21 protein-coding genes are annotated in these 20,501 nt (G+C 59.6%); all 21 read right to left on the reverse strand.

Annotation, left to right across the window (positions count from 1 at the left end; translation table 11 throughout):
* Position 1 precedes the first annotated feature (1 nt).
* Positions 2-382 (reverse strand): hypothetical protein, encoded by a 381-nt coding sequence (locus ABDK75_RS14645; RefSeq protein ID WP_346006275.1) that lies wholly within the window; start codon positions 380-382, stop codon positions 2-4.
* 59 nt (positions 383-441) lie between these two features.
* Positions 442-813 (reverse strand): hypothetical protein, encoded by a 372-nt coding sequence (locus ABDK75_RS14650; RefSeq protein ID WP_023945843.1) that lies wholly within the window; start codon positions 811-813, stop codon positions 442-444.
* Positions 810-1,058 carry an IcmT/TraK family protein gene (gene icmT / locus ABDK75_RS14655; RefSeq protein ID WP_346006276.1) on the reverse strand — a complete coding sequence of 83 codons (249 nt, stop codon included), beginning with the start codon at positions 1,056-1,058 and terminating at the stop codon, positions 810-812. Before icmT ends, ABDK75_RS14650 begins: the two co-directional genes overlap by 4 nt.
* On the reverse strand, positions 1,058-2,167 hold the full coding sequence (locus ABDK75_RS14660; RefSeq protein ID WP_346006277.1) for an ATPase, T2SS/T4P/T4SS family: 1,110 nt from the start codon (positions 2,165-2,167) through the stop codon (positions 1,058-1,060). Before ABDK75_RS14660 ends, icmT begins: the two co-directional genes overlap by 1 nt.
* A gap of 2 nt (positions 2,168-2,169) precedes the next feature.
* Positions 2,170-2,532: a hypothetical protein gene (locus tag ABDK75_RS14665; protein ID WP_346006278.1), complete on the reverse strand. Its 363-nt coding sequence runs from the start codon at positions 2,530-2,532 to the stop codon at positions 2,170-2,172.
* Positions 2,529-3,662: a hypothetical protein gene (locus ABDK75_RS14670; protein ID WP_346006279.1), complete on the reverse strand. Its 1,134-nt coding sequence runs from the start codon at positions 3,660-3,662 to the stop codon at positions 2,529-2,531. Before ABDK75_RS14670 ends, ABDK75_RS14665 begins: the two co-directional genes overlap by 4 nt.
* Positions 3,662-4,597: a type IV secretion system DotC family protein gene (locus tag ABDK75_RS14675; RefSeq protein WP_061929012.1), complete on the reverse strand. Its 936-nt coding sequence runs from the start codon at positions 4,595-4,597 to the stop codon at positions 3,662-3,664. Before ABDK75_RS14675 ends, ABDK75_RS14670 begins: the two co-directional genes overlap by 1 nt.
* A complete protein-coding gene (locus tag ABDK75_RS14680) occupies positions 4,590-5,027 on the reverse strand; it encodes a DotD/TraH family lipoprotein (RefSeq protein ID WP_346006280.1) in 438 nt (145 codons plus the stop codon). The genes ABDK75_RS14675 and ABDK75_RS14680 overlap by 8 nt, the downstream gene beginning before the upstream one ends.
* A 5-nt stretch (positions 5,028-5,032) precedes the next feature.
* Positions 5,033-5,740, reverse strand: a complete 708-nt coding sequence (locus ABDK75_RS14685) for a transglycosylase SLT domain-containing protein (RefSeq protein ID WP_211569355.1) — start codon at positions 5,738-5,740, stop codon at positions 5,033-5,035.
* On the reverse strand, positions 5,737-6,528 hold the full coding sequence (locus tag ABDK75_RS14690) for a DUF1796 family putative cysteine peptidase (protein WP_211569354.1): 792 nt from the start codon (positions 6,526-6,528) through the stop codon (positions 5,737-5,739). Before ABDK75_RS14690 ends, ABDK75_RS14685 begins: the two co-directional genes overlap by 4 nt.
* The gene (gene pilV, locus ABDK75_RS14695; RefSeq protein WP_023945834.1) at positions 6,525-8,039 is read right to left on the reverse strand and encodes a shufflon system plasmid conjugative transfer pilus tip adhesin PilV; all 1,515 of its coding nucleotides are present in this window, start codon (positions 8,037-8,039) and stop codon (positions 6,525-6,527) included. Before pilV ends, ABDK75_RS14690 begins: the two co-directional genes overlap by 4 nt.
* Complete coding sequence (gene pilM, locus ABDK75_RS14700; protein ID WP_061929018.1) at positions 8,036-8,512, reverse strand: type IV pilus biogenesis protein PilM; 477 nt, start codon at positions 8,510-8,512, stop codon at positions 8,036-8,038. The genes pilV and pilM overlap by 4 nt, the downstream gene beginning before the upstream one ends.
* 6 nt (positions 8,513-8,518) lie before the next feature.
* Complete coding sequence (locus ABDK75_RS14705) at positions 8,519-9,025, reverse strand: type 4 pilus major pilin (RefSeq protein ID WP_061929020.1); 507 nt, start codon at positions 9,023-9,025, stop codon at positions 8,519-8,521.
* Between the two features lie 76 nt (positions 9,026-9,101).
* Entirely contained in the window at positions 9,102-10,226 is a 1,125-nt protein-coding gene (locus tag ABDK75_RS14710) for a type II secretion system F family protein (RefSeq protein WP_346006281.1), read from the reverse strand.
* Positions 10,223-11,866, reverse strand: coding sequence for a GspE/PulE family protein (locus ABDK75_RS14715; protein ID WP_211569353.1), 1,644 nt, complete (start codon positions 11,864-11,866; stop codon positions 10,223-10,225). The genes ABDK75_RS14710 and ABDK75_RS14715 overlap by 4 nt, the downstream gene beginning before the upstream one ends.
* 70 nt (positions 11,867-11,936) lie before the next feature.
* A complete protein-coding gene (gene pilO2 / locus ABDK75_RS14720; RefSeq protein WP_211497452.1) occupies positions 11,937-13,133 on the reverse strand; it encodes a type 4b pilus protein PilO2 in 1,197 nt (398 codons plus the stop codon).
* Between the two features lie 7 nt (positions 13,134-13,140).
* Positions 13,141-13,755 carry a type IV pilus biogenesis protein PilP gene (gene pilP / locus ABDK75_RS14725; protein WP_023945828.1) on the reverse strand — a complete coding sequence of 205 codons (615 nt, stop codon included), beginning with the start codon at positions 13,753-13,755 and terminating at the stop codon, positions 13,141-13,143.
* On the reverse strand, positions 13,752-15,440 hold the full coding sequence (locus tag ABDK75_RS14730; protein ID WP_211497454.1) for a secretin N-terminal domain-containing protein: 1,689 nt from the start codon (positions 15,438-15,440) through the stop codon (positions 13,752-13,754). Before ABDK75_RS14730 ends, pilP begins: the two co-directional genes overlap by 4 nt.
* Positions 15,437-16,351 (reverse strand): toxin co-regulated pilus biosynthesis Q family protein, encoded by a 915-nt coding sequence (locus tag ABDK75_RS14735; RefSeq protein ID WP_346006282.1) that lies wholly within the window; start codon positions 16,349-16,351, stop codon positions 15,437-15,439. Before ABDK75_RS14735 ends, ABDK75_RS14730 begins: the two co-directional genes overlap by 4 nt.
* Positions 16,348-17,295 carry a TrbG/VirB9 family P-type conjugative transfer protein gene (locus tag ABDK75_RS14740; protein WP_346006283.1) on the reverse strand — a complete coding sequence of 316 codons (948 nt, stop codon included), beginning with the start codon at positions 17,293-17,295 and terminating at the stop codon, positions 16,348-16,350. Before ABDK75_RS14740 ends, ABDK75_RS14735 begins: the two co-directional genes overlap by 4 nt.
* A 14-nt stretch (positions 17,296-17,309) precedes the next feature.
* Positions 17,310-20,501, reverse strand: a 3,192-nt coding sequence (locus ABDK75_RS14745; RefSeq protein WP_346006284.1) for a hypothetical protein, incomplete at its 5' end; no start/stop codon positions are given.

A 20,501-nucleotide genomic window follows, 5' to 3' on the forward strand; every position in this document is an offset into this window, starting at 1 on the left:
ATTATTCCAGCCCGAACGCTGCGTTGGGTACCGGGGCGGCTTCAGGCGCGGCGGGGATGGAACGGCGTGTCGCGGATTCAGGGGCGCGGAGTAGCGGCATCTGCAAGGTGTCGGTTGTATGTGGACCACTGCTTTTCGCGGGCGACCACAGCCGGTGGCCAACAGCGGCACCGAGAACAATCAGGCAGACGCCAGCGATCATCGGAAGGGGGATACGTCTGGCTCTTTGTGGTTGCCGTTCAGTGGCGATCTCTTCTGCCGGGAAGGGGCGCGGACTGTCAGCCCCCTCTGAAAGCGTGTCATGGTCGAGAACGATGATGGTCCGTTCCCCTTCACGACGAATAGAAACTGACTGTGTGTCAGGTGGAACGGAAATGATCATCGCGGACCTCAGCAAGTTAGACGCCTGTGCAGTATCTGACAGGCGTTTGTGAGTGCGGATCAGCCCGTGACCGTTTGTGTGTAGGTCGTTAGAGCTTCGAGGGTGATGCGTCCTTCAGCATCGGCAATGGTTCTGAGCACAGCGTTGAGTGCCAGAAGAGCGATCGACAGCGGGACATGGTAGAGTCCGGTCAGTGTGTAGCCCGTCACGCTTAGTGTGTCTGGCTCAAGCTTGAGGCCGAAGCCGGCTCCTTTTGTTTCAGATCTCCAGAACTCCTCAGCGAGCCGGAGCAATACCGGCAGAAGCACGTTTGTCTGGGCAACACGCCACGCCGGCAGAGCACCCACACCTGGGATGCCCGTCTCGAAGCGGTATCCCTGCGTCTCAATCAGGGTCGTGCAGCACCGCACCAGGTCATCAAGATCGCTCATGCGTAATCACGCTTTTTCCAGGAGGGAAGACGAGGGCGAACCGGGCCACACAGAATGACCCGGAGCATGCGCACGGCCACGGGAAGCGTCAGGCCGAGCCATGCCAGAATGCTGAAGAACAGCACCCCGATTATGGCGAGGACAAACGTCCATTCGCGCATGTGAGCGATCCAAAGAGCAAATGGTGCAAGCGCACGGGCGTCGATAATGAGAAGGCGGACCGGGTCCGCGGTAAAGCGCCACATCAGTTTTCTTCCTTCATGGCAGCGGCGGCGACGGCTTCTGTGATTCTGCCCTGCTTCACAGCCGCAGCGATGGATTGAGCGAAAGTCTGTCCGTGCTCTTCGACAGCGGCCTGCGTGATGTTCGGCCAGCGATCCCGGGGTGCGTCCAGAAGGCGGGTGCGAATGGCACGGGTCACAGGCAGGAACTCCCGAATGGGTGTCCTCTTGCCGTCGGCCGACTTCAGCAGCCTCTGGTTCACCAGAAGACGGAGGTTCTCGACGAACGAAATTGTCAGGCTGTCCCGCTGATCAGCGGGGCAGAGCGCCTGAACACGTCGGACAGTGGAAGAGCAGCTGTTGGTATGCAGAGAGCTCAGGAGGCGATGGCCGGAAATCCCGGCCTGGATCGACGCTTCCATGGTCTGGGGATCGCGGCACTCGCCCACGACGATGTCGGTTGGCTCCCGACGCATGCACGCGCGGACAAATTCGGCAAAACTCCTGAGGTTACGCGGAATTTCGAGCTGCGTGACTGTTGAGTTGCGACGTTCGATGCGATCATAGAGGATCTCAAGGGGGGCTGACGCTTCGATCAGGTTGCAGTGGATATCCGGATCTTCGAGCCGGGCCCGGTTGATGCCGCCAATCAGCGTTGATTTCCCCGAGCCCGTGGCGCCGCAGATCAGGAAAATACCCTGTTCTCGATGGAGCGCGTCCAGCAGTTGAGGCTCTACGTGCTGGTCCTCCAGCGGGCGGGGGATGTCAACCAGAGGTCGGAAGGTCACCGAAATGCCCGCATCCGCACCGATCTGAGAACTGAGTGCATTCAGGCGAAAGGGGTAACGTCTTTTTTTGCGATCAGGCCAGATTGTATGCCCGACATCGATCGGATCGCCGTTTTTGAGGTTGGTCACTCCCGTCGCTGACCGGAAGATGTAGTTGACGGCGTCCTCGACTTCACCCGGCAGACTGGCATCACGTGTGACCTGATGGTTTTCGCCATGGAGGCGCACCATGACGGGCATGTCTGACTGGATTTCGATCCGGGAGCACTCGGCTTCGGAACACCAGATCAGGAACTGGTCCAGCGTATTGCCCCGCAAGGGCTCGCCGTCGTGTGGCCAGAACATGCTCACCGTGCCTTGTTCCCAAGACGGTTCAGTGTTTCGAACTCATGGATCACTCTCTGGTGGGTCCGGACCAGGTCCTTGGGAAAGCGCTCACGGTCTTCTCCGGGCGACACCCCACCCAGCAGCGCGTCCATGTAACGCGAAATTGGTTCAAGAAGGGACACAGGAGCCGTGGAAACGTCATACCCGTAAAAGGTCTTGCGAGACGCTGCATGTTCGAGCTGAACAAGCGTCAGTGTCATCGCACGATCGAGCTGAAGGGCTGGTACGGCATAATGCTCTGCGACCCAGTCCCGGAGGGTGTAAGCCGCAATGCGCGCACGGATGAAATCAGGCATGAGGTTAAAAATTACGGAATCAGTCATGGTCTGCCGAAAGTCTTGAGAAGGCTGGAGATCTGGGGGGTCGTCAGAGGGCGTCCGGCAAGGCACTCTGCTTTCCAGTGTGCCAGTGCTGCCGCCGCTTCCGGGCAGGAGGCAATCGCCATGACATAAGGTGGGAGTCCGTCACGCGGATAGGACGCAGCGGAGAGAACGAGCCAGAGGTCGCGGTCCAGAAACTGGATGGCTGCGAAAAGCCCTGGGTTGACGACGCCGGCCTTGAGGCGTGCCTCCTGGAGAAGCGACAGGAGTGCTGGTCGCGTAAAGGCATGTTGCTCAGCGATCTTCTGCGTCGAGCGGAAGCTCTCCTTCTTCAGCTGGTTATCAAGGGTAGCCACAAAGGATTTCGACACTTTCGCGAAGTTTGATGGCGCTCCGTCCTTCAAAGTGCCTTTCAGCTGCACAGAGAGGTTTTCCAGGACGCTCTGTGCCTCATCTTTCCGGCGCTGGATGAAGAACGAGAAGGCGACGAACAAGCATTTTTCAGCGACCGACGCTTCCAGGGCCCCACGCCAGGGACGACCAAGTTGCGCCTCCAGTGCCTGAAAAGTGGTCTCGCGGAGCTGGGCAGCTGAGTTGCCTCGCACGTATCGTGCGCGCCATTCTTTAAGGTTCAGCGCAGGATCGAGAGGCGCCAATGGCGCTTCAGGAGGTGAGGGGCGCACCAGCTTCAACCCTTTGCCAAGCCACGCTGCGCCCAAGGGGTGGATCTCCGCGAGTGCTTTCTGCATGCCCTCGAGACCGAACCGTTTGCGGTGACGTTCCAGCGGCGCGCGGGTCAGGCAGAGGGCGGCGAGAATGACAAGCAGAACAAGAGCGGGCCATCGGAGCACTGACCCTGTCAGCGTGCAAAGTTCCCAGAGTGTCGATGCAGAGACACGCTCAGGGACGGCGTCCCCAAGATTGACAAGGACCGCATCATAACGGTGCGTGAACAGTCCAATCAGCCTCAGCTCATAGCCCTGCACGAAGAGGACGGCTTCGACGATCTGGGTGTGGAACTTCAACCAGAGCAGGAACGAAAACAGAGCAATGCCGACGCAGACGCCGATCAGCAGGCTGGCAATGCGCTCGGGATCGTGGGATCGCGTGTTGGGAGCCGGGTTAACGGGCATTACTGACCTCCTTCTGAAACGTGCCAGTGCGCGCGGTTCGCATCGAGACCAGGCTGACTGCGGATGCGAAGCTCCCGGTCATCGAGACGCATCAGATCTGCGCCGCCCTGTACGTCGCGGTGCAGCTGGGAAACCTCCGGGGCTGCCACCTTTCCGGCCCTTAACAGAACCCTGTAACGGGCCATGCCCATGACATCGCGTTCCATGCGCGACAGATCATCGAGAAAGATCTCGACTGCCTGCCGTTGTCCGGCTGCCCAGCCATAAGCCACCCCGGATCTCCACACCTCAACTTCATGCGGTGTGCGTGGCCGGACCGCGTCGGCTGGCGGGGAAGGGGGGGAGACAGTGCGGACAAGCCATGTGCGCCATTGCGGTACTGCCGTCACAAGCTGCGCGCGGCGCGTAATCTGATAAATCGTGCCTGTTTCACGGGCAGTCTGGCCACTTGGATCGAGAGCGACCGCCATTTGCGCCTCTGTGACCACGGGCGGCCGGATAAGGGTCTGACCGTTGCCGGCGGGGAGCACCAGAGTGCGGAAATCCACCTTTTGGTCCAGAACATGGGAATATCGGCGCAGGAGTTCATTGATCGCGTAGGACTCTGCGGCCCGTCCGCCCTGGGCGCCATAGGCCCACGCGGCACTGCGCACGGCGCTGTCGCGTCCATTCCCGCTTTCCTGTTTGGGAGAGTAGCCGGGACGCACGGCCATCATCGCCTCGAGCGACGACGGCCTGTCCACGTCAGGGATATCCGGGGCTTCGGCTGCACCGGTGACAGGCGTATCGATTGCATCGCCCGCTTCCGGGTTGCCGTCGGGTATCTCCGGGACAGGAAGATCCTGAGGGGGCTCAGCGTGTGCAGAGGCGCTGTACGCACAGAGTGATGCCGCAAGGAGGGCTGCCCGACAGGCAGAGTGCCGAGGCTTACGCATTCCAGGTAATCCTTATGACGTGGTGAGGGATATCAACCCAGATGTCGGCATGACCGGATGATGCGGCAGCCATCTCGTCCAGCAGGCGACCGAACGTGGTCGTCTTCTGATCCACTTCTATGATCGGCGGTGCGGCGCATGGCGGGATATCGGTCTGATAGCCGACCCGCGTGGCAATCAGCCGGATGCCCTCATCGAGCGGTCCCTGCCACTGCCATCTGACAGGTCGGTTCATCTCGGCCGGAAGAACAGAGCCCGCCCGTACCATAGGAAAACGGACGGCACCAATCTGGTCGAGTGCGGACAGAATGTGATTCATGTCCTGATCGTAGGGATGCACAGGCGCAGCGGCCTGTTTGCTGCAGGCACAGAGTCCTGACAGCAGCAGAAGGGTAAGGCCGAAGGGTCGGCAGAGAGGGATTTGCCACATGCCGCCTATGATGGCGGAGACGTTTGTGAGTGCGCAGCGATCTGGACGTTTTTCCAGACCTTCCGCTGATAGGCGACATTGTACTTGGGGGTACTGGAATTGTAATTGCCGACGCGTCTCCAGAATTCTGCGGCGTTGTCTGGGGTGTGCCCCCCAAGAGCGCCAGCCAGAACCCAGGCGCCAATATGAATATTCAGGCAGCCATCGTTGATGATCTGCTCGCGCGTAATCCCCATGCGGGCGAGTTCTGGCAGGTGCATCGAATTGACCTGGGCAGGACCCATGTCATAGGTGCCGTTCGTGTTCCGGCTGATATGTCCGACCCGACCACCCTCAGTGAGCAGAATGGCCCGGTAGAGGAGTTCAGGCAGATGATACTGCCTGGCAGCATGCGTAACACAGGCCCCAAGAGAGCCCGTAAAACCGGTGGCAGGGGGTGACACCGGCTTGTCCTGCTCCGAACCCCTGGGCGACGATCGGGCTGCGCCAGCCCATGCAAGGATCCATGCTCCGGCCGCAATGTTCATGCAGGCGTTGGACCGGACCTCCTCAGGATCAAATCCGGCGCGCTGGAGGATCGGCAACCACCGAGGGTCGATTTTCATCACCCCAAGGCCCGGCCCCGACGCATGATCCATGACACGCTCAATGGATGCGACCGGCACGCTATAGGCTTGGGCGGCCAGTGCAGCACAGGGCGGAAGTGCTGTCATGGAAGAGCGACCGGATGCAGGTGATACTGATAGATCAGTCGCAGGATCATGAGTTCGTCGAGGACGTCCGGGAAATAGCCAAGAGCGCTTTCGTCGGACACGGGCCTGAAGTCATACAGCCTCGATCCATTCCGTTCCTGAGACAGTTCAAGTCCCACGCTTTCGCCGTTGTCGCGCTGTGGCAGAAGCTGAATCGCCAGAAGCTCGGCGTTGGGCGTGAGGCGGTTGATCAGGTCAACCAGCTCCCTGAAATGCCAGCCAATGGGATTGGAAGGCCGGGAGACCATGACAAAGAGCTTGCCGCTCCTGGATTTCATCAAACGCCGGTGCCGGTCGATACACCGCGTATAATATTGGCGATCTTCAGGGGCCTGCGGATCTTTATGGGGGAACATGTCCTTCACCCCAAAGCGATCACGGAACGCAGCGTGACCGTCTTCGCCCGGTTTCGGGAGAAAATCGAGAAAATCGGTTTCGAGACAGTGGCGGATCATCCCCGGGGTCGCATGGACCCAGTCGAAGGGCAAGGCGCCCATGCGCAGATCGGCGTTCCGGAGAATGGTTGCTGGCAGACAGTGTGTTCCCAGAGGAATCACATGCTTGACCCGGTGCCCTCCAATCGTTCTGACGCCATAATTCGGCATCTTGGAGGAGCGCCGATGCTTGTATCGACGCAGGGTTGTGCGCAAGGACATGAAGAGTTCCGGCGTAAAGTCATACGTTCCGCTCTTCACGCCTGAAACATCAGGCGTGAGCACGGTCTCAGGCAGCGTGAGGGTGTTGCTCATTGGGCGCTGCACAAGTGAAGGGTTGAGTAGCCATAATTGCCGTACCAGATGGTCTCGATCCCGAGGTCTTCTGTGCCGGCAGGGCAGCTGTAGCCGCCCGTGATGCTGTTGGTCCGGTTGTAACCGGCAAAACCGTTTGTGGTGGTGGGAACATACCCTGAAATCTGAGCCTGCGGGGCACGCCAGACACCGCTCTGACAAACCAGAAGCAGTCCCGAGTTATCATTTTTGGTTGCTAATGCGCCGTTCGGACTGCACCCGTTTCCTGGCCACGCGTTGCCGTTATCGGTCCCTAGCCGAACAGTGGTGGCGGAAACATTCCCGGCCCCAAGATCGGCCGCGCTGCCGTCAGCGTGCTGAACATAGGCTGCCCCAGGTGCCCGGATTGCGAGATTGTCATTGTCGCCATAGAAACACGCATTGCCAACATTGAAGGCACAGCCATTCTGCATCACGCGCACCGAGTTCTGAACTTCGAGGCGGTCGCCGATGCTGACATATCCCTGATTGTTCACATAGGTGCTGACGTTTCCCCCTGTACCGACGCCGAGGCCACCCTCGAAATAGCCATCCCAACTATGGACGCCCCCACCCCAGCCGGTCGGCAGACCCACATAAGGGTCATATCCGCGCGTCCCGATGTTAGAACCAAAATGCCCTTGACCGGCCCATAGATCAGCCGATGACCCATCATAATGCTGCAGAAAGACAGCCCCTGGGGTGCGCACGGCAGCATTATTGTCGTCGCCATAGAGGTAGGCACTCGCGACCTTTACGCCGCCATAGCCGCCGTTCGGATTGCCCCCCGCGAAGACGCCGCGTGTTGCGTTGACATCGTTGGCGTTATTGATGGTGTTGCCGCCCATATCCAGCGGGGCGAGCATCTTGTTCAACTCGGGGTGTCCGGCAACAGCGGTACGATACAGATAGTCGTTCGTTGTCACGCCAGCGTCTGATGACCCCGCGCCGGCAGAGACCAGACCAACAAGATGACCGGGACCAGGGTTGGGGAGGCCTGCCATGTTGAAACGCCAGGTTCCGCTTGCACCGTAGGCCGTGTCGGCCGTCAGCCCACCAAGCATGCCGTCATAGGGAACAAAGCCACCCTGATGGCCAGTCATGGCCGCGACAGAGACTTCGTCCTTTGGAATGTAGGACGTACCGCCGCTGCTCTCGATGACAGCACTCAGCACACCGGAGGTTGGTTGCTGGATATAGACGCTCCAGGCCTGTCCATCCGGATTTGTCGCCGTAAATGCAGGCGGGAGGTCGTGCTCACTGATGAGCGTTGACAGCGCAATCTGCGTGGTCCCGCCGACCGGAATAGCAGCCGTCAGTTCGCTGGTGTGCGCGTTTTCATATTGTCCGGCCGCCCGGATCAGGTCCTGGAACTGGCCAGCGGTCACCGCAAGGCTTCCCTGACGCGTGCCATTCTCGACCATGGAATAATAGCGCGGCAGGATCATGATTCCGATGACCGTGGCGATCATCAGTGCGACGATTGTGTTCATTGATATCCCGTGCCGCTCAGGCTGATGTAGGAAACGGCGTCGCCATCTGGCACTGCAACCGGAAGGGCTCCCATGTCACCCGAGGCTGGCGTGAACCAGTGCCCGCTTTGCGCTGTTCCAAGGGAGAGATCGCCATTCGCCAGCAGGATTGCCTGCGATATATCTGCGGCTTCCATCGGCATCCACGCGATGACCGAAACTGACTGGCCCGTCCCCATAATGCTGTTCTGTGCGGCTGCGACCAGGGCGGCGTTGCTGCCAAGCGTCAAGGCGCTCAGAGGCACGGAGGATCGGGTTGCCGGATGGTTTTCGACATAGAGAAGCAGGGCTGCTTTGTAAGCAAGCCAGGCCTGTGCAGTCCCAGTCGTTGACACCAGCGGGGACGGCAGGTTCTGTCGCTGGATGACCCGAAGGCCATCCATTGAACTTGCGGCCATGATCACCAGAGCCAAGGCGAGAAAGACATAGGCCATCCGTCGTCAGTTCGAATATTCGAAGGTGACACTGACCTGTGAGACCCCGGAGGTTGCGTTGCAGTTGTTCGCGATATTGATTGCGGCCTGTGGATCGGACATTGCGACTTCGGAGCCGTTAATGGCCACGCGATCAGCATTCTGGCTTCGTGCGAAGGTGGCGCATGCATCACCGTCCACATTCGTCCAGGCTTCGGAATGGCCCTGGTTCCATGGGGCAATCGTCACCTGAGAACTGCCCCATGGACCAAGAATGGTCGTTCCATCACCATTCTGCATCGCCTTGGGAACAAGCCCCGCCTTGATAGCTACGGAATTGTCGAGCCCTGTGTAGTTGCGCGTCGTCATGCCGCCATTGATGTAACTGCTGATGTTGGTCGCAAGCTGGCTTTGTTCTGACGCTGCGGTACTGCCGTTGTTTTTTGCAAACACGGCATAGCCGCCGACAAGGACGGCGATCAGTGCAAGAAGCACCGCCCCGGCCTTGATAAGGAGTGAGACAATCTGATCCATGATAATTCTCCCTGATATGGTCCTGGGAGCATTATCGAACGGGTCTTTGTGAGTGCGGACACGACCGGGCTGTCAGTTACATCGGGCCGATATCGCTCATGCCTGAACCGATGTTATTGGAGGCTACGATCAACGCGCCGGCAATCAGCATCATCATTGCGTTGGCAAAGCCTTTTGCTGCGGCCGCCTGCTCCAGGGTGGTAAACTCGATCTCATCAGCCCAGGCGCGACTGGACTGTAGAAGACGGTCATAGGCCCATTTTCCCCCCCAGCTGGCCTCGATGTCGTCAATGACTTCGGGGGACGGGAAAGCAAACCCGGAATCTTCCATAGCCTCGGGCAGGGACATGCCCCTTGGACCCAGACGATCGAGAATGGCTTCGAGGCGCTCACGAAGCCAGGGTGTGGCAACCTGCATCTGATGGGTGAGGGCTTCCGTATCTGTCATCCCGGCCCGAACCAGCGCGATAAAGCTCGAGATCCAGATGTAACCCTGAATGTTGCGATAGATGGACCACGGCGCTGCCCGCTCAAGGAAGACCCTGAAGGGGCCTGTGAGCTTTGTAAGACTGAGCCAGAGCAGCACCAATGCCCCAACAAGGCCACTGAGGATCAGAACACCATTCAGGCCGGTCGCAAGACTACTGGCAAAAACAAGAACCTCCTGCGAAGTGCTTGCCTTCATCTTCATGCCGCCGTTCATGAGTAACGACGGGATGACCATTTTCGCGATCGTGTAGAGGAACGCGAAGATGATTCCGACATACATCAGAGGCTGGCCGATCGCACTTCTGGCCGCCCGCATGATGCGTCCCACCCGGGTTTTGATATCGCACAGGAGGTCCATTGCAGAGGCGATATCGTCTCCTTTCTCGCCCGAGAGGATCATCATGTATTCGTCATGAGGGACGTAAGGCCTTAGCGCCTCGGCGAAGCTCATCCCCTGAGCGGCCATTCTATGTAGCACCTTGTTCAGGATCCGTGGCACGGAGGTCTTTTTCCTGCGCTCCTGCTGACGGATATACAGGAGCATAATGCGTTCCAGCTCCGATCCCTGCCTGAGCCTGATGGCAATCATCCGATACAGTCGCGCCCGTGTCCGCCATGTAAAGGCGACGTGAATATCCATCCACTGTGCAAGGTCCTGGGTGAGCCGCGGCTTTTCAGCCGCCGCAGACGTGTAGACAATCCGAAGGCTCATGGCAGTTTCGCCCCTGACAGTCGCTCGCTCATGACGGCGTCACGTGTTCGGATCCGATCAACGGTTGCCGTTACGGCAAATGGATCGACAAGTCCCTGAAAGACACGGCCCATTGCTGTCTCGACCATCGACGGATCGGCATCCGGGCGCGCCCTGAACCGATGCCGGGCGATGGCAACACCATGATTGACGAAGTCAGACATCAGCTGTTCGTCCGTTTCGACAACCTCGGCAACCGTGGTTCGCCCGGAAATGCCAGTACCGAAGCAATGCGGGCACCCTGGCCCTTTTCTGCGGACAGCACTGAGATCGTCGCCCCACGTCGGAACGGCTTCGCATGTCCTGCGTGGCAGTCTTTCGTCAGAGACGGTCCACGGAAGCGCACAGTGTTTGCACAAGACGGGAAGCAGACGTTGCGCGACAACGCCCCGGACGATGGAGGCATTACAGGTTGTGCGAAAACTCAGTCGCTCGAAATCCATGTTCTGAAACCGCAAAGGGTAATCGAACGGATCGTCCACATGGAGCGTGCTCATCACAAAGTGCCCCGTCTGCGCGGAATCAAACGTGGTCAGGGCGACTTCGCTATCGCGCATTTCTGCAATGGACAGGTCATCCGGATCCATACGCAGCGCAGTCCGCAGGCGTGCTCGGAACTCACGACCGGCTTCTTCGGATGTCAGGGCATTCGAGATGTCGAGCTGAATACCCCAGTGCATGGGATACTCGGCAGGCTGGGCGATCTCGACCTGGCGCCTTTCAGGCTGGGTTCGGGCTTTGTGCAACGCGAGCTCGTAGAGCAGGGTTGTTTTCCCGGAGCCGGTGGGGCCGGTGCAAATCAGCACGCCTGAAGGCGAGACGGCGATGTTCAGGATACGGTCGACCTGGCTTTGCGTGAACCCGTAGTCGAGCAGTTTGAGCTTACCTTCAGGTCTGCGCGGGGTTCGGAACGCGGTCTGCCGCTGCGGCTGGCTTCGTCGATTACCTCCGGATTTCACGTACTGAAGACGAATGATCATGAATTTTCCGCCTTCGGACACCGGAAGGCACGGTCCTTTCACAATACGGACGTTGGCGAGTCCCGTTCCCTTGAGAATATCGCCAGCAATGGCCGCGTCCTGGAACGACAGGTCGCTGTAGGCACTGTCACGGGAGGTCGCCATTGTATACATGGCCCGCAGCAGACGATCCGCGTGATCGTTCGTCAGCTCATGCGCAACCACGAGTGAGCCGTTGATTCGAAACTGCACCTCGGTGTGGCGCTCCTTCCGGTGGATGTGGATGTCAGATACATCGCTTTCTGCCCCTTCGCGAAGAAGAGCCAGTGCTTCATCCCGGACTTCGGCGTCTTCCCCGTCGTCAGTGTCCGAATGGCTTCCCGTTTCATGCGCACTCTGAATGCGGGCTGTGACGTCACTGATCGGCTCCCAGACAACCTTCAGGCAATCGAGCTGAGGGTGGCGGCGCGTATTGGCAATCCAGTCGAGAGCGTCTGTTGAACGCTGCAGTCTCTGGTTGACATAAACAGTCTGGTTCACCGGATCGAGATGGATCTGGCTTCGCAATCCTGTTGGAATTGTCAGGACATTCGACGATGTCCCGGCCTTCTTCGGCGTGGTCTTTTTGAGAAAAGCGAGCATTTGTATGGTCTCTCAGGTCTGGCGCTGCACAAGGTGCGGTCCGGGCGACAGTCGGCCGCGCTCCTGTGGCCTAGTTTGGGGTCCGCGGGGATTGCTTCGGCGTCGTAGTGAGAGGCGCAAGCGTGTGCGTGAATGAAACCTGAATCTGCCAGGGACCCGTCCGCGACGCCGACTGGGCGGGCAGGACCGCCCGTGAAAGGGATGTGACCCTGAGGTTCCCGAAGGCGTCCCATGGAATGTCCCGGGGATCAGTCTGCAGCGTGAAGGACATTCGGGTCGTCTCTGTGGGCACCTGTCTTCCGTCCACCAGAAGATTAAGCTTTGACGAATTGAGCGCAGGTGTAACCCCGTTGCGCTGCAGGATGCCGAGAAGCGTTCGTTCATTATAATCCGCCATCGTGTCCTGACGTTTCCTGAAGCTGTAGGACAGAGGGCGGTGCGTCACGATGGCATTTCCGTTGTCCATAAGCTCACCGTCAGGGGCATCAGCCATATTGCCTCCGGTTCGGTACCAGTGCAGATCGATGACGTCGCCTTTGCAGGACGCATGATCCAGGGTCCATCCGGCCGCAAACGGAGAGACGGGGATCATCGAGAGGCATCCGTCGATCCATTCCGACGGAGGGGGCTCACGCTTTGCGATGACTTTTGGAACGCGTTTCGCGCTCTCTATCAGGGCTTTTCGGGCAAGCTCCCGACGTTGGTCCAGAACATGCTGATGGTAGAAATACCACGCGATCCCGGTGAGAAAGAAAAGACCGACGGCAACGGCCGCAGACGTATAGAGGGGGGCCAGAGAGGTTGACCGGACCTTGAGAGGTGCGTCCGGAAGATCCTCTAAAAGCGCTTCAAATTCGCGGGACGAGAGAAGATCTCTCTGGTCGAACGGATAACCGGAGAAGGTTGAGCGAACAGCTTCGATCGCCTCTTCACGATAGACGCCGTCTGACCCCGGCAAAGGGAGCCCTTCTTCGTCGGTGGCAATGACCCAGAACTGGTCAATCCCCACCTCGTATTCGCCGTAATATCGCCCCCCGAATTTCTCGCTGATGGCGAGTGCGAGGCTATGAAACGGTTCTTTGGTGTCAACGGTATCAGCAGACAGAAACCCGACATGCTGCGGGTAAGTCCTGCTTTGCACAAAGTAGTTGCTGCTGAACGCACTGGCGACCTTGTGGACCGTCATCAGGGAGGGAGAGCGCTCAAAGCTGCGCCACCTCAGATCTCCGACCCAGATCCGTCTCTCGCTGCGGATGAAGAATGCCATCGGCCCCTCAGCGCGTGTAGGTCGGTGGGGGGAGCGTGTTCGACGCGCCCGGAATGGCGATGATCTGCGTGCCGCTCGGCTGGCTGCCGGTTGCGTTCAGGCGGCTTCTGATCCCGTTTGAAGAGATCTGGACGCCTGAAGACGTCACCGCGAGCACGACGCTTCCGTCCGGGAGCGTAACCCCTTTTGAGACTTCAGAGGTGCTCCCGTCTGCAAACCTGAGAATGGCAGACGCCGTGTGATTGTATGGATCAACCAGCAAAGCGTCATAGGTGGGAGGCTTGGGCACGCTTCTGGGGATGGGGTGATCCTCATTCGGTGCCTCACGTGGGGGTGGCGAAAGCGGCGGTCCCTGCATCGTATCAAGCGCCGCCCGGGGCGCCTGTCCCTGGACCTGCTTCTCATTCTGCTTGCGCTCGTTCGCAGCGATGGCCGTTGTCAGGTCGGACGCTGCCTTTGCCTGTTGAAGATACGTCAGACAGGCGTTGTTCTGGTCAATCTGCGCCATGCTCAGAACCTCACCTGCGGCAGGTTCGTTGAGGTGCTTCGCGCAATCGAGCGCTGCAGCGTGCGCCAGGCCAGGCAGAGTAAAAACAATCGCTGCTGTGATGAGGTGTTTCATAGGGTGCGAGCCTCGACCGTGACGACAACATGTGTTTTGGAAACCTGGGCGTCGCCGCCGCCACCTGTGACCCAGTTCAGGGCTGACCCGACACCGTTTCGTGTTCGGGACGTTGCGTCGTCGACATATCCGCTCAGGACGAGGGTTGAACCATTCTGCAGAGCCACTGTGTCATCAAGCGACGTGTTCGAGCTCTTGGGCGCCTGAAGGCTGGAGCCATTCGACGTGATCGTCTGAATCGACAGGAGTGTCTGGAGGAGGAAATTTACCCTCAGCAGAATGCGGTTATCGACGATCTTCGGCGTCACCGACCCCATGAAGCCTGACATGATAACCCCTGGAGACAGAGAGTTGGCAGATCCGGCATTGGTCGCGAGTGTGGTCGTCGTATTGGCAAGATACGTCGTGTTGATACCGTTCTGGAACGGAGCTGTAACGCCGTTGGTCGTCACCACGCCCCGATCATACTGTTCGGTGACGTTTCCGAGTTGCTGAAGCGCCTGGACGACAAACTTGGTCCCGGAGAACTGTCCTGTTGCTCCGGTCGCCGTGTCGAGAATGGACGCGCCGAAGCTGAAGGGGGTGTCCGCACTCTGCAGGGCCGGGATCGCAGCAGGCATCGCTGCCATTCCGAACGCCTTGCCGTAGTTCTTGAGGGCAAGCTGCGGGCTCCATCCGTAATTGCTCTCATGGGAGACTTTGACGGTATAGACGTGGACTTCGACCGCGACCTGTTTCATCAGGCCGTCGTTCAGGTTCTTCATCCAGTCATCGACACGTGCAATCTGGTCAGGCGTTCCGGTGGCCGACAGTGTGCCCAGGCCTTCATCCGCGACGACGCTTGCCCCTCCTGATACGATCTGCGCCGTGTGTTCGATGGTCTTCCAGCGATTGGTCTTGCTGGTGCTCGATACCAAGGCGATGCCAGAAGATTGTCCTGAAGACTGACCCGACGAGCTTCCTGAGCCTGAAGACGCCCCGCTCGCCCCCGAACCTCCCGAGGATGACCCTGAGGATCCTGAGCCGCCCCCCGTATAGGCTATGATGGACGTGTTCGCCTGTGTGTCACCCGCAAAGGCAGGGACGGTAAAGGTCTTGGTAAGCGTGCGATAAAACTCGACATGGCCGTCAACGAAGCGCTGCCAGACCCCAAAGCGCGTGGCGAGAGCCTGGAACACGCCTTCGCGTGTGCCGTCATACTTTAGCCAGTCACCGCTCCCGCTCCAGCCCTGCTTCGCGCTCTTTCCCTTGTTTCCCAGGGCGGCCGACATGGCTGACATCACTGGCGGCGGGGGGAGATTTGTGCCGTTGAAACTGACGGATCGGGCCGTCTCCGTACCGATTTCCCCACCATCGTCCGCATCTTCTGCATCCGGCATGATCCTGACAGGAACGCTTGTCAGACGGCTGGCCAGAATGGCGGCATCCCTCAGAGACGTTGGACGTGCAATTGTTATGGCGGCCGGATGTTTCAGGAGGTCTGGAATGGGATCGACATCCTTAATCGCGTCTCCAAGGAGCCAGGGCTTGTCGCTCTCTGAAATGACCGGGATGTTCGGCACGTGCTGACGTTCGGCCGTGTTCATGACATCGGCTTCGCGATGCTGGGCATCCTGGAAATCCTGACACCCGGAGAGAAGCGTGCTGGCTGCCAGCGTTGCCAGGACTGTGGTGCGTAGTTTCATCGGCCGCCTCCTGGCGAGGTTACAACGAGATATCTGTTAGGAGTGTGGAACTCTGCCCGAATGGACTTCCCTTCGTCCGACACTGTCTGGATGACGGACGACATCACGGTCTTGAAATCACCGTTAAAGGTGGTCATGGCTGGCACCATCCAGTTCAAAGAGGCTGGCCAGCTGATCTTCCATCCAGCGCGATCGGCCCAGGCCACCATCTGGTCCCGAATGGGTTGCCCCTCCACGAGCGTCCAGACTTCCGCAGGGGGCTGAAGCGTCACCAGTGCCGGATGCTCCGAAACGACGGGTGCCAGCGCAGGCAGTGGTTTGGCTTCGACCTCATCCGGATGGGGTTGAATGACGGGGTTTTGTGGGGCCAGCTGGACTGGACCGGATGGTCGGGTCTGCTGAGGCTTTTCAGGGGCAGGCGGCCCTGAAACCAGAACGTCCTGTTCAGGGATCTGGAGCGTCAGGGACGCACCGCTCCGGAGGCTACAGCTCCCCTTGCGCCTCAATGCTCCGGTGCTGTCATGTCCGTAAAGGCAGGTTGCAACAGCATCTTCGACATCCAGTTCCACCAGAAGATCCGCCCCCAGGGGAGAGACGGCATAGCGCACGGTCTGCGCCCCCGGATAGGGCATGCCCTGTGGTGAGAGCGCGAAGCCCCGCTCGCGCAGGGTGTCCGTCAGCAGGGTCTGGGCGTGAGCGTCATCCGGGCCGGTATAGGGCGCAAGGCGCAGGACTGTCCGCCCGGCATCGAGACTATGGGCAAGAATGTCCGCGATAAAGACGGTGAGGGCGGACGTGTCTCGAAAGCCGGCTCCGCTGATATGGGACGTTTGCGATGGCGGAACTTCTGCACAAGCGCTCAGGAAAGCGAGCAGCGACGCCGCGGTGAGAGCATAAGGACGGCGCGTCATGCCTTCCCTCCATGAGAAATGCGAATTGTAGGGGAGTCCGGCTCACTGCCGATCAGCAGGGCGTCGCTCACGGGAAGGTCGACGACATAAGAGTCGCCAACGGTTCGATATGGCTGGGTGCCCACGGTCGAAGGCGCCAGCACGACCAGACGGGGCGCATGATTGATCCCGCCCGGAGGGAACTGGATGTATGTGTGAGCGCCCTCACGGTAGATACGCAGCGGCTTCCACGAGGGACTGGCTCCGGTCATCTGGAAGTTGAAATCCGGCGTATTCAGTCGGGCCAAAGCCTCCGGTGATGGGGGAGGTTCGGGTTGGGTCTGCGGGTCTGCGGACGCATAGCTGAAGGCTACGCTTTTCATGGAAGGACCAGTCGGATCGAGCAGTGCAACGTATGCGCGTCGGCTGGTCGCGAGGTGCAGGACCGACTGTTGGGCTGAAGGACCCGGAGTCAGCGCGACAGCCCACGCGGCGTGAATACCCCGGGTTCCCCGCACCAGATCTGTCCGCCACCCCGCCCTGGGTTCCACGGAAAGAGCGTCTTCTTCGACGGTCTCTCCCGGCTGCAGGCGCAGGATACATAGCGCTCCATTGGCACAATGTATTCGAGCATAACCTTCCCCATACGCGAACCATGTCAGGCCCGCCTTGCCGGGAAGCGGGTTTGCTTCGTGCGCTGCGGTTGCAGGGGGTGTGATCGGCAGGGAGGAGGGCTGTGGCGCAAGAGTGATCGGGTGTGAGGGCGTGACAGCAAGCGCGGTTGTCTGTCGAGCCGGCGTGTCGATCCTCTGGTTCAGGTTCCCTAAAAAGCCGTTGATGCGATCAAGGCTTTTTTGCAGGGCCAGCTCGGGTGATGGCATCCCCGGGACATCGACTGTCACCGGGGTCTCGGTGTTAGCACCTGCACACCCGCTGAGCGCTGCAAGGCCAACGAGGGGAAGCATGAAAAGAGCGTTCTTCATGCTGACAGTGTGGCGGACTCCTTTGTGAGTGCGGACACCTCGTCCTCAGAAGACATCCGGATGACCGTTCCCAGCCCGACGCCATCCCTGAGTTCTCTGGCAATGTCCTCGATCACGCCGCCAAGGGCGGTGCTTGCATCCTGGCCGGCTTTCATCCGGACGTCTTCGCGGCGCTCAATTTCCTGCTCGGCCGATCCCCTGGGAAAGACCTTTGCGAGGCGTCGACGTGCTTCTGTCGTCCCGAGTGCGTCATAGAGACGGCGTCTCAGGGCGGTGTCCTTGGGGCTGGTAGACAGCGCCCACAGTTCAATCGGCCCCATAAGATTGAGAACGAACAGTTCGTACAGTTCGTGGTTCACGCGCGTCTGCCAGATGAGCGGGGCACCGCTTCCATCGGCACGGGGGCCGTTCAGTCCATTGCGGACAATCGCCTGGGCGGCTGAACTCAGGCGAAAACGCTGGCAGATCTCATTGGCTTCTTCTTCGTCGCCAGCACCCAGAATGAAGCGTCCGGTTGAGTGAGAAATGAGATAGTCTCCAAAATCTGCGAGCTTCTGACTGGCAAGGCCGATTTTCACATTGAGCTTGGCGCCCCGTCGTGCGGCCTCCTCAAACTGCTTCTGGATGAAGGGCGCGCCTGCGGTTCTCTGGAATTCGTCACACTCAATCCGCTTGAAGCTTTCCCGGAACTCCTCGAATCGCTTGCGATGATATGGACGGACATGGAGCGGGACGTATTGCGCATCATCCGGATGAAGGAAGAAGTTCCGCGAGACGATCTGAAATCCGAGGAGATACATCAGGTCCGTCTGGCGCTGCGCTTCGCCCTGTCCTTCCGGCGCGACCCGGTCAATGTCGATGACGACAATCCGCGCATCCCCAAGATCCAGGCGTGTCGGCTTTGTCAGGCTTGGAAACTTGGCGACGAAATGATTGAGGTACCGCCTGAAAACGTCGATGGAGGACTCTGTCCCGCCTGTCGGGTTTGCCTTCTCGAACTCCAGCCGGATGCGCTCTTCACGCACCACTTCGACCAGGTCGCTGATGACCGGTACGGCAAACTGGGTGGCGCGGTGCGCCATACGCATGTCGCCGGCGTTTGCCAGCATGTCAGCGACTTCCCACCAGGTCGTCGCCCGTGTTGCGGAAAGCCTGTGATGCGCGAGGGCCATGTCAATGCCGAGGCGATCGACCCCTTCGCGATACATCTTGGGACGGACGGAGGGACCAGTGTCCGAGAAATACTCATACGCGGCCGTAATGAGTGCGTCGATCAGCTGGTTCATGCTCTCGAAGTCAGAGCCGTCGAGCGGTTTACAGATCTGCGCGAGAAAATTCGTCAGAAACGTGCGGTGATAGGGCAGCGGCGTGCGACAACAGGTTTCGGTATCGAAAATGTTGTAGGCGTGTTCGTCAATGAGCTGAAACGGAATGTGAAGCGCGAGGTGACGTTCTTCCTGTCTCAGTCCGGCCCTGACCATATCGATAAAGCCGGAGGAGGAATCTCCGACGTCCATCTTGCCAATCAGTGGAAGCCGCGCGCCGTGAGACGTCATGGCAGCGGGGCTTAAAACTGTTGCGAGAAGCAGGGCGTTGGCAAGCATGGACTTACCGCGACGCGAAGGTGCCACGAACAGGTCAAGCACCGCCTCGCGCCCCGATCCGGCCGGGTCATAGGGAACCACGGTGCCATCGTTCGCGCGGAACAGCATTGCACCATCGGACCAGGGCATCCCCGGTCTGGCCCATGGCATCATCGTCAGAATCTGGGACAGCGGGCCTGGAGTTGGCGGTGCGGTTGAGGCTAGGGCCAACCCGGGGACGGAAGACAGAACACCCGCAAGCGGGTCCCCACACACGCGGCTGGCCTGAGCACTGTCCCATGATTGAATGGCCTGCTCGAGCCTGGAGGCGCGGGTGCGGAGCGCTTCTGTATCACCGGCTGACGAGCGTGTCGCGAAGGCCATGCGCAGCTTGACGATGCTGTCGCTCTGGCGGCTGCGCATGGTCTTCAGCTCTTCGAACCCTGAGTTGATGGGGGTGTTGGAGCCGAATTTCAGGAACTGGGCAATCGTATCCTTCCAGAGCATGTAGCCCGGTCGCACGCCTTCAATCAAAGCCGTTGCCCGCCACGGCATGCGGCGACCTGACAGACGCCCTGCAAGCTCGGTAAATGTCGGGACCGGTTTATTGCTCACGCCTGGTACCGGCATTTCGGGAACACGCGTCAGTTCGATCGGGCTCCAGTCGAAGACACCCATGCGGGCCGTGGAGAAGTCAGGCGTGCTGGCATCGTCACGGAAGAGCTGTTCGCGCAGCGGAGGCCAGAGAACATCGGCCGCGTCAGCCGGAGCATCCGTCTCAGGAACGGTTCCGCCCGGCTTGCGAAGCGGCGTGGACGGTGTCCAGGCAGAGCCGATCGTATCGGGGTAGAGTTCATGCCGAATGGCCTGCAGACCCTCCTCGGGGCTGAGAATATCGACCTGCACCGCTTCTGCGCTCAGAGCATCACAGGTCCCCTGCACGAACGTCTGATGGATCGTCCCGAGTTCAAGGCTTCCCAGAAGCGGGTTCTGAGCATCACCCAGGGGTGGGAGGCCCTTGAGATTGCTGGCCCGCTCGCGTTTGGCCTGGGAGACCTCCTGCGATGACAGGCATGCAGGTCTTGTCCAGAGAACGAGGTACGTGCGTTCCTGACGCATGAAAGGTGGAAGCACCTTCTGTCGTTCCGTGAAGATGTCTTCAAAATCGGCGTTCAGCGCACCTGCAACGGTCCGTCGTTCATCCAGGTTTCGGCGGATGCTCTCACTGACACCCTCAGGGTCGGCGACATAGCAGAACTGCAAAGCATGGCCGGGCCGACTGAACTGACTTCCCAAAGCCAGACGAAGTCGTGAGGATGCCGCGGCGATTTCAGCCCCGTTGGCGATCCGCCGCATCCCGCGCAGACGGATGACGGTGGCGTAATCGCCCTGAAACGTAATCAGGCCGCGTTGATCGCAGGTTGCCAGATCGCAGAACGACGTCACGTCCCGATGCAGGAAGGTTGATGCAGCGGCAATCGTCCGGAGGACCCCATCGAAGAGGGAGGCTCTGGATCGCGCGGGACGCGGTGCTTCCTGCCCCTCTGAGTGCGCTGGTTTTTTACGTAGCATCAGCGTGACACTGCCCATTCTTGAGCCGCGTCG

The sequence above is a fragment of the Gluconobacter sp. OJA genome (assembly GCF_039638325.1).
Taxonomy (GTDB): Bacteria; Pseudomonadota; Alphaproteobacteria; order Acetobacterales; family Acetobacteraceae; genus Gluconobacter; species Gluconobacter cerinus.

Bases quoted from the DNA above. Each gene is read 5' to 3' on its own strand.
- ABDK75_RS14645 (WP_346006275.1), bottom strand. From the start codon at position 382: ATGATCATTTCCGTTCCACCTGACACACAGTCAGTTTCTATTCGTCGT.
- ABDK75_RS14650 (WP_023945843.1), bottom strand. From the start codon at position 813: ATGAGCGATCTTGATGACCTGGTGCGGTGCTGCACGACCCTGATTGAG.
- icmT (WP_346006276.1), bottom strand. From the start codon at position 1,058: ATGTGGCGCTTTACCGCGGACCCGGTCCGCCTTCTCATTATCGACGCC.
- ABDK75_RS14660 (WP_346006277.1), bottom strand. From the start codon at position 2,167: ATGTTCTGGCCACACGACGGCGAGCCCTTGCGGGGCAATACGCTGGAC.
- ABDK75_RS14665 (WP_346006278.1), bottom strand. From the start codon at position 2,532: ATGACTGATTCCGTAATTTTTAACCTCATGCCTGATTTCATCCGTGCG.
- ABDK75_RS14670 (WP_346006279.1), bottom strand. From the start codon at position 3,662: ATGCCCGTTAACCCGGCTCCCAACACGCGATCCCACGATCCCGAGCGC.
- ABDK75_RS14675 (WP_061929012.1), bottom strand. From the start codon at position 4,597: ATGCGTAAGCCTCGGCACTCTGCCTGTCGGGCAGCCCTCCTTGCGGCA.
- ABDK75_RS14680 (WP_346006280.1), bottom strand. From the start codon at position 5,027: ATGTGGCAAATCCCTCTCTGCCGACCCTTCGGCCTTACCCTTCTGCTG.
- ABDK75_RS14685 (WP_211569355.1), bottom strand. From the start codon at position 5,740: ATGACAGCACTTCCGCCCTGTGCTGCACTGGCCGCCCAAGCCTATAGC.
- ABDK75_RS14690 (WP_211569354.1), bottom strand. From the start codon at position 6,528: ATGAGCAACACCCTCACGCTGCCTGAGACCGTGCTCACGCCTGATGTT.
- pilV (WP_023945834.1), bottom strand. From the start codon at position 8,039: ATGAACACAATCGTCGCACTGATGATCGCCACGGTCATCGGAATCATG.
- pilM (WP_061929018.1), bottom strand. From the start codon at position 8,512: ATGGCCTATGTCTTTCTCGCCTTGGCTCTGGTGATCATGGCCGCAAGT.
- ABDK75_RS14705 (WP_061929020.1), bottom strand. From the start codon at position 9,025: ATGGATCAGATTGTCTCACTCCTTATCAAGGCCGGGGCGGTGCTTCTT.
- ABDK75_RS14710 (WP_346006281.1), bottom strand. From the start codon at position 10,226: ATGAGCCTTCGGATTGTCTACACGTCTGCGGCGGCTGAAAAGCCGCGG.
- ABDK75_RS14715 (WP_211569353.1), bottom strand. From the start codon at position 11,866: ATGCTCGCTTTTCTCAAAAAGACCACGCCGAAGAAGGCCGGGACATCG.
- pilO2 (WP_211497452.1), bottom strand. From the start codon at position 13,133: ATGGCATTCTTCATCCGCAGCGAGAGACGGATCTGGGTCGGAGATCTG.
- pilP (WP_023945828.1), bottom strand. From the start codon at position 13,755: ATGAAACACCTCATCACAGCAGCGATTGTTTTTACTCTGCCTGGCCTG.
- ABDK75_RS14730 (WP_211497454.1), bottom strand. From the start codon at position 15,440: ATGAAACTACGCACCACAGTCCTGGCAACGCTGGCAGCCAGCACGCTT.
- ABDK75_RS14735 (WP_346006282.1), bottom strand. From the start codon at position 16,351: ATGACGCGCCGTCCTTATGCTCTCACCGCGGCGTCGCTGCTCGCTTTC.
- ABDK75_RS14740 (WP_346006283.1), bottom strand. From the start codon at position 17,295: ATGCTTCCCCTCGTTGGCCTTGCAGCGCTCAGCGGGTGTGCAGGTGCT.